Genomic DNA, 7,692 nt, shown 5'->3' on the forward strand with positions numbered 1-7,692 from the left:
CTCCACAGCCATAACAACTATCTGTCGCCGATAGCTATGGAGCAGCAGGCGGCGTGATCACCGTAATCGGTGTCCGGAAAAACTTGACCAGAACAAGCCCGCTCCCACAGGCATAACTGCGCAGGACCTGTGGGAGCGGGCTTGTCCCGCGAAGAGGCCGGCACTTACCCCACAAGGCCCCGCACACAGAAATACAAGATCGAAGGCCCCATCAAGCAACCCAACCCGGTGTGGAAGGTCGCCGTCAGCGCCCCATAGGGCACCAACCGCCGATCGGTCGCCGCCAGGCCCGCCGTCACGCCGGACACCGTCCCGGCCAAGCCACCAAACACCATCGCCGAACGCGGGTTGTCCAGCGCCAGCAAGCGCGCCGACACCGGCGTGAACACCATGACCAGGATCGCCTTGATCAACCCGGTGGCAATCGACAGCGCCACCACATCGGAACTTGCACCCAGTGCCGCTCCCGTCACCGGCCCGACGATGTACGTCACCGCACCCGCACCGATGGTGGTCATGCTCACCGCATCACGGTAACCGAAGGCATAGGCCACACCGGCACCGACCATGAACGGCAGCACGGTGCCCAGCAGCAGCGCGATCGCGCCGATCATGCCGGCCTTGCGCGCTTCGGTGGCCTGCACCTCGAACGCCGTGGCGACAATGGCAAAGTCGCGCAGCATGGCCCCGCCCATCAGGCCGATGCCCGAGAACAGCGCCATGTCGGCCAGGCCCTTCTGCCCACCGGTCACGGTGCCACCGACCCAGGCCAGCACCAGGCCGATGACGATGGCGATGGCCGAGCCGTGCACGCGGCCGAAGGTCAGGTACTTCGACAGCAGTACCGACAACCACATGATCCCACCCACCACCGCAAAAGCGGTGATCAGGCCGTTGTGTTCCAGGGCATTGTCAATGAGTGGCCACATGTCAGCGACCTCCTGCAGGGGCTACCTGCGCAGGGCTGGTGGGGGGCGCATCGAGTGCCGGCAGGGGTTCGCCGCGGTGGCTGCGGCTGATCACGGCAATGGTCAGGCCGCACACCAGCACCGCGCCGACCGCGGCCAGCAGCGCCACCGGCCCGCCGTGCAGGGCGGTGACCACGTTCTGTTGGGCAGCCATGGCCACCACCACCGGGATGTACATGGCGCCCCAGAAGCCGACCCCGAATTCGCACTCCTTGCTCATGCCGCCATGCCGGTGCATGTACAGCCTTGCGCAGATCAGCAGGATCATGGCGATGCCGACCCCGCCCACATTGGATTTGACGCCCAGCAGCACGCCCAGGAAGTCGCCGACGATGACGCCGGCAAGCGTGCACACGGCCAGCAGAGCCACACCATAGATGATCATTGTTGTTGTCCTCAGCTTGTATCGAAGTTGTTTGTTGTTGTCCTTCGAGTTGCAGCGCCGTTATCGCTTGTCGGCCACCTCCTGGCGCAACAGCGCGTCGAGGGTATCCGGCCGGGTGCCTTCGATAGCCAGCACCCTGCCCTGTTCGAACACCGGGCGTGCCAGGCCGCTGAGCACGCTGCCGGGCGGGATCTCAAGGTGCAGGCGCACGCCGCGTTCATAGGCAGTGCGCAACGTAGCACGCCAGTCCACGAGCCTGGCCATGTTGCCGGCCAGGTCGTCACGCAGGCGTTGCGGGTCGAAGATCGGCCGTGCGCTGCTGCCGCTCAGGTACGTGAGGCGCGGGCGACGCAGGGCAACGTTGGCGAACGCTTCACCCAGCTCGGCGGCCGGGCCGTCGAGCAAACGGCAATGGGACGGCACGCTGACAGCCAGGCGTCGGGCCACACCCTGGCCTCGGCTGCGCGCCTTGGCCGCGACTTCGGCCATGGCGGTGTCGCTGCCGGCGATGACGATCTGGTTGTCGCTGTTGAGGTTGGCCAGGTACACCTCGCCGCCCACCTCGGCCAGCAGGCGCTCGACGCTGGCCAGGTCCAGGCCGCTGAGGGCAGTCATGCCGTAGCCCTGCGGGTAGGCGCGCTGCATCAGCTCACCGCGCAAGGCCACCAGCCGCACGGCATCGGCAAAACCCAGCGCGCCTGCTGCGACTGCGGCGGGATAGGCACCAATCGACAGGCCCGCCACGTAGTCGGGCGCCGGGCTGCGCTGCATCAGCCAACGCGCCCAGGCCACGCCTGCCAGCAGCAGGCACAGCTGCACGGCACGGGTGGACTGCAAGGCCGCCTGGCTGTCCAGCGCCAGCACCTGTTCACCGAGGCTGTCGCTGGCCTCCTCCAGCAAAGCTGTCGAGCCTTCGGGCAGGCGATGCAACATGCCAGCCTGCTGGGCGCCCTGGCCAGGGAAAGCGAACAGGCTACTCACGCTGCGTGCTCCAGCAGGGTCCAGGGGTCGGTTACCAACTGGGCGCCAAGCGCCGACTTGAGCAGTACGCGCCGCGCCACGCCGGCCCATTCGCGCAAGGCAATGGCGCCTGCAGGGGTTTCCAGCTGCACATCGATGCGGCAAGGGCCGCAATCGAGGATATCCAGCAGCTCACGCGCCTTGGCCCGGCTCACAGGCTCAGGTGCGCGCAGTACCAGATCCAGGTCGCTGGCGGCGTGCAGCACATTCACCCCGGTGGCCAGCTGATAACCCACCCCGCCCGTCGGCCCCCACGCCAGCCCGCCGGCATCGAGCACCGGGGCCACGCTGGCCAGTGCCCGCAGCGCAGGCCAAAGGCTGTCGCCCTGCCAGCGCAACGCCTCGGGGCTCGACTGCCGGCGAACATCGGCCAGGCGCATTTGCACGCCCAGGCGCTGCGCCCGCCCTTGCCCACGCACGCCCACCGCTACCCAACCTGCGGCGCAGCGCGCACGCCGCACCACCACAGGCTGCCCGGCCGCCAGTACCTGCGCGGCCCAGGCGGGGGCATCGGCGGGCAACGCAGCCGGGGGCATCCCCCAGAGCAGGTCATGTGGTTGCGGGGCGTTCATCTCAGGCCTCCTGCCATTGGCTGCGCAAGCGCGCACGCACTTCGCGGGACGCGTTGCGGTGTTGGCCATTCAGGCGCGCCGACAGGTCGGTACAGGTGCCGATATCGCGCACGGCTTCGGCCAGGCAGGCCCGCACCTGGGCCAGGTCGGCGGGGCTTGGCGTATCGGCGTTTTCCACACTCAAGCGCCGCCACAACAGGCCGAGCGAGGCATAGCTGGCCAGGTCATAAGCCATCGGCGGCACTTCGGCGGCCAGGGCTTCGAGCTGTTCGACACTGCGCAAGGTAATGCGCGCTGCGGCGGCTTTGCCCATCGCGTGCACCATCACCCCGCTGTCGTCCAGGGCGATCAGCCGCTGGGCCTGGTAGCCGTGGGCCAGGAAGGCGCCGGACATGGCCTTGCCCACCAGCAGGCCGATCACCGGGTGCCCGGCCAGGCGTGCCTGGGCATAGGCCTGCACCGCGCCGGCCAGCGCCTGATGGATGCCCAAGGCCTCTTCGCGGCGGCCGTATGCCTGGCTGGGCACATCGATGACTGCGACGATGGCGCGTTTCTCGCCGTCGCGGTCCAGTTCAACCGCCTCGCTTACCGCTTTGGCCAGACCCCAGCCTTCGAGCAGGCCGACCTCACCGTTGCGCGCGCGGGGGAACGGGTTGTGTGCATCCGGCACGACGGCGATGAAGCGCGCCAGACGGTTGTCCAGTTCGCCGTCAATGACCCGCAGTGACGCGGGGTAACCCGGCAGTGCTTCACCACCGGCCAGGCCCGGCAGCCAGTTCAGGGCGCGGTTCATGAGGTTTCTCCTTGGTAAAGGGCACGCACGGCGGCGGCGTCCAGTTGCGGGCAGTCGGCGCCAAGGCTCGCAAGCCGTTCGCGGTACCAGGCGTGGCGGCCTGCGCGATCGGCACTGGGGGCATCGAGCAACTGCAACAGCTGCTGGCGAATGTCGTCGACGTCATCGGCCACGTAGCCGTCCACCAGGCCGCTGGCGTGGCGCTGTTCACCCCCGGTCAGGCTCCAGATGAACGGGCGGTCCTTGGCGTCGTATTCGCCGATACCCGCCTCCTGCTCGATCACCTGCGGGCCGTTGAGGCCCAGGCGCGCTTCGCGGGTGACCAGCAAGTGGCTGCACAGGCCGGCAGCGATGGACATGCCGCCGAAGCAGCCGACGGCGCCTGCGACCAGGCCGATGACCGGTTGATGGGTACTCAGCTCGACGATCGCGGCCTGGATTTCGGCAATCGCCGCCAGGCCGAGGTTGGCCTCCTGCAGGCGTACGCCGCCGGTTTCCAGCAGCAGCACGGCGCAGGTCGGTATGCCGTTGCGGTTGTCTTCAATGGCCAGTTCCAGCGCGCCGGCAATCTTGGCGCCGCCGACTTCACCCATGCTGCCGCCCTGAAACGCGCCTTCGATGGCGGCAATGACTGTGCGGCGACCGCCCAGCAGTCCTTGGGCGATGACCACGCCGTCGTCGGCCTGGGGCACGATGCCCTGGCGCGGCAGCCACGGCGACATCAACCGGTCGAACGGCCCCAGCAGCTCGCGGAAGCTGCCCGGGTCGAGCAAGGCGCGGGCGCGCTGGCGCGCACCCAGTTCGACGAAGCTGCGGCTGCGCAGCAGGCGTTCGGTATCAGTCATGGGCGATCTCCTCGAAGCCTTGCTCCAGGCGCAGGCGTACCACGCCAGGGGTGGCGCCGAAATCATGGATGTCGATGTTCACGGCCGGCCACTGGCGGCCTTCGAACAGCCGCTGGAACAGCTGGCCCCAGCGCGCGCCGCTACCGTTTACCGAGGTGACGACCTGGATTTGCAGGTGGCCGGCAGTGCCGGGTTCGATCAGCACTTCCAGGTCACCGGAGCTGACGCAGCCCACCAGGGTGCGGCCACGGCCAGGCTCGGCGGCCGGGAATTGAAAGTTCAGGGTTTCCATGTCACAGGCTCCCGGCTTTGTCGAGGAACAGGCAGGCAGCCAGCAAATCGGCGGCGCCGCCCGGTGAGGCGTTGAGTTGCAGCAGTCGGGCGTCCAGCAGGCGCAGTTGGCGACGGCCTGCGAGCGTGGCACTGCCACCGGCCGCAAGCACATCGCGGGCACCCTGCTGCAGCGTTTGCAGGCCTTCGCGGCCGGCGCGCCAGAGCACGCAGGTGTCGCTGAGTGCGGCCATGATCGCCAGCAAGGCATCGAGCCGTGCGTGGTTTTCGCTGGCTCCCTTGGCGCGGCTGCGGCGCAGCTGTGGCAGGCCGTGTTCAATCACGGCGGGAAAACCTTGTTGCGCTTGCTCGCGGGCACCGCTGGCACCGTAACGGCGGCGTACCTGGGTGCCGTGGCTGTCTTGCACCGCGGCGGCCGGGTCGTCGATCAGGGCGATGCGGCCAGCGCGTGCAGCGAGGGTGGTGGGGGCGGCCTGTGCATCCAGCGCGCGGGCCGCGACCAGCAGGCCAAGCGCCCAGATCGCGCCGCGATGGGTGTTCACGCCAGCGGTGGCCGTCAGCATCGCCGCTTCGCCGTCACGGCCGATGCGGCCCAGGGCGGCACGCAGCGGCACGCCGATTTCGCCATGGGCCTGTGCTGCCTCGGCCATCTGCCGCAGGCAGGGCCACAGGGCCAGCGCCGAGGCATGCATCAGGGCCAGGCTCATGTCGCTGTGCGCGCCGCTGCTGCGGCGGTCTACCAGGCCGGGCTTGGGCGACAGGTCGGCTTCGTCGATCAGTGCCTCCACAGCCAGGTCGGCAAGGTGATCGGCCAGCGGCAAGGGTTGCAGGTTGAGTGCTTTCATTACCAGCTCCTGAACCGTGCAGGCGGGTTGTACAGGCCACCGGACCAGTCGACCAAATCAGCGATGCTGCGCGCGGCGAGCAGTTCGCGGCTGGCGTCGGTGCGGCGGATGCCGAGGTCTTCGGGCAGGGCCACCAGGCCTTGCTGGCGCAAGCGCAAGGTGTCCTTGGGGTCGTGGCGCAAGCCGATGGCGGTGACGCCGGCCACGGCGGCGATCATCTGCTGGCGCTCCTCCAGGCTGCGGGCTTTGTACAGGTAGGCGATGCCTTCCTCGGTGAGCAGGTGGGTGACGTCGTCGCCGTAGATCATCACCGGTGCCAGCGGCATGCCCGCTTTCTTCGCCACTTCGACTGCATCGAGCGTCTCGACGAAGGTGGGTTTGCCGCCTTCCTGGTAGGTCTCGACCATCTGCACCACCAGCTTGCGGCCGCGTTCGAGCAGGGTGTCGGGCACGGTCATGTCCAGCCAGGCCGGGGTGGCATGGCGCCGGCCGCGGGGGTCGTGGCCCATGTTCGGGGCGCCGCCGAAGCCCGCCAGGCGGCCACGGGTGACGGTCGAGGAATGGCCATCGCCATCCACTTGCAACGTGGCGCCGATGAACAGGTCGACCGCGTACTGCCCGGCCAGCTGGCACATCATGCGGTTGGAGCGCAGCGAGCCGTCGCGGCCGGTGAAGAACACGTCCGGGCGCTGGGCGATGTAGTCCTCCATGCCCAGTTCAGTGCCGAAGCAGTGCACGCTTTCGACCCAGCCGGTTTCGATGGCGGGGATCAGTGTGGGGTGCGGGTTGAGGGTCCAGTTGCGGCAGATCTTGCCTTTCAGGCCTAGCGACTCCCCATAGGTTGGCAAGATCAGCTCGATGGCAGCAGTGTTGAAGCCAATCCCGTGGTTGAGCGACTGCACCTGGTGTTTTTCGTAGATGCCACGGATCGCCATCATCGCCATCAGTACATGCACGGGCTTGATATGGCGCGGGTCACGGGTGAACAGCGGCTCGATGTAGAACGGCTGGTCGGCGACCACCACGAAGTCCACCCAGGACGCCGGAATATCCACGCGCGGCAGGTCGTCTACGCGGTCCACCAGCTGGTTGACCTGGGCGATCACCAGGCCATCGCTGAAGGCTGCAGGCTCGACCAGCGCCGGGGTGTCCTCGGTGCTGGGGCCGGTGTACAGGTTGCCATCACGGTCGGCCATGAAGCCGGCCACCAGGGTGACGTTGGGGATCAGGTCCACCAGCAGGCGCGAGTACAGTTCGATGTAGGTGTGGATGGCGCCGACTTCGAGCAGGCCGTCTTCCAGCAACTGGCCGATGCGCAGGCTCTGCGGGCCGGCGAAGGAAAAGTCGAGCTTACGGGCGATGCCGCGCTCGAACAGGTCCAGGTGCTCGGCGCGGCTGACACTGGGCATGATCATGTGCAGGTCGTGCAGGCGCTCGGGGTCGGCCTTGGCCAGCGAACGCGAGAGGAAGTCGGCCTGCTTCTGGTTGTTGCCTTCGAGTACCACCCGGTCGCCGGGGGCAATCAACAGTTCCAGCGCTTCGACAATGCGCTCGGTGGGCAGCACCACACCGTCGGCCAGGTGTTTGACCCGGTCCAGGCGGCGCTGCTTCTCGGCGCGCCGCCTGGACCACTGCGGCGGTGGATTCTTCGTTATGGTCATGGGTGACTCCACGGGTTCGCTGTCGTGGGGGCACAGTAGGGCTGGGGTGGGTGGGGGATCAATCAAGCTGGGGGGTTGATCGTTACGGTTAGGGTAATGGTTGGGGCTATGTGGTGTCTGCTGGTGCATGCCTTGAGTGAGATGGCGCCCATGGGATCGAGCGCCGCCCGCGAAGCGCTTGCCTTGAGATCTTCAGCGCCTTTGAGATCGAGCGCCGCCCGCGCGGCGCATCGCGGGCAAGCCCGCTCCTACATTTGTTGCAACGCGCCGTTCCAGTCAGGCCATGGTTGTCCGCCTTGGCGCATGACTGAA

Annotated in this window: 9 protein-coding genes; all 9 read right to left on the reverse strand. The window is 67.8% G+C overall.

Annotation, left to right across the window (positions count from 1 at the left end; translation table 11 throughout):
• Positions 1 to 164: 164 nt before the first annotated feature.
• Genes madM through mdcA form a run of 9 tightly spaced genes read right to left on the reverse strand, consistent with a single transcriptional unit; the run spans position 165 to position 7,380 of the window.
• Positions 165 to 929, reverse strand: coding sequence for a malonate transporter subunit MadM (gene madM / locus ACNQPL_RS26465; RefSeq protein ID WP_416468372.1), 765 nt, complete (start codon positions 927 to 929; stop codon positions 165 to 167).
• A 1-nt stretch (position 930) separates the two neighbouring features.
• A complete protein-coding gene (madL, locus tag ACNQPL_RS26470) occupies positions 931 to 1,353 on the reverse strand; it encodes a malonate transporter subunit MadL (protein WP_387533479.1) in 423 nt (140 codons plus the stop codon).
• A gap of 60 nt (positions 1,354 to 1,413) precedes the next feature.
• On the reverse strand, positions 1,414 to 2,334 hold the full coding sequence (gene mdcH, locus ACNQPL_RS26475) for a malonate decarboxylase subunit epsilon (protein WP_416468373.1): 921 nt from the start codon (positions 2,332 to 2,334) through the stop codon (positions 1,414 to 1,416).
• Positions 2,331 to 2,945 (reverse strand): malonate decarboxylase holo-ACP synthase, encoded by a 615-nt coding sequence (locus tag ACNQPL_RS26480; RefSeq protein WP_416468374.1) that lies wholly within the window; start codon positions 2,943 to 2,945, stop codon positions 2,331 to 2,333. Before ACNQPL_RS26480 ends, mdcH begins: the two co-directional genes overlap by 4 nt.
• A 1-nt stretch (position 2,946) precedes the next feature.
• Positions 2,947 to 3,738, reverse strand: coding sequence for a biotin-independent malonate decarboxylase subunit gamma (gene mdcE, locus ACNQPL_RS26485; protein ID WP_416468375.1), 792 nt, complete (start codon positions 3,736 to 3,738; stop codon positions 2,947 to 2,949).
• The gene (locus ACNQPL_RS26490) at positions 3,735 to 4,583 is read right to left on the reverse strand and encodes a biotin-independent malonate decarboxylase subunit beta (RefSeq protein WP_416468376.1); all 849 of its coding nucleotides are present in this window, start codon (positions 4,581 to 4,583) and stop codon (positions 3,735 to 3,737) included. Before ACNQPL_RS26490 ends, mdcE begins: the two co-directional genes overlap by 4 nt.
• The gene (locus ACNQPL_RS26495) at positions 4,576 to 4,875 is read right to left on the reverse strand and encodes a malonate decarboxylase subunit delta (RefSeq protein ID WP_346615491.1); all 300 of its coding nucleotides are present in this window, start codon (positions 4,873 to 4,875) and stop codon (positions 4,576 to 4,578) included. Before ACNQPL_RS26495 ends, ACNQPL_RS26490 begins: the two co-directional genes overlap by 8 nt.
• Position 4,876: 1 nt before the next feature.
• Entirely contained in the window at positions 4,877 to 5,719 is an 843-nt protein-coding gene (locus ACNQPL_RS26500) for a triphosphoribosyl-dephospho-CoA synthase (protein WP_416468377.1), read from the reverse strand.
• Positions 5,719 to 7,380, reverse strand: coding sequence for a malonate decarboxylase subunit alpha (gene mdcA / locus ACNQPL_RS26505; RefSeq protein WP_387533458.1), 1,662 nt, complete (start codon positions 7,378 to 7,380; stop codon positions 5,719 to 5,721). Before mdcA ends, ACNQPL_RS26500 begins: the two co-directional genes overlap by 1 nt.
• Positions 7,381 to 7,692: the final 312 nt, after the last annotated feature.

Origin of the sequence: Pseudomonas sp. LFS044, assembly GCF_047978245.1 — a bacterium.
Lineage (GTDB): Bacteria > Pseudomonadota > Gammaproteobacteria > Pseudomonadales > Pseudomonadaceae > Aquipseudomonas.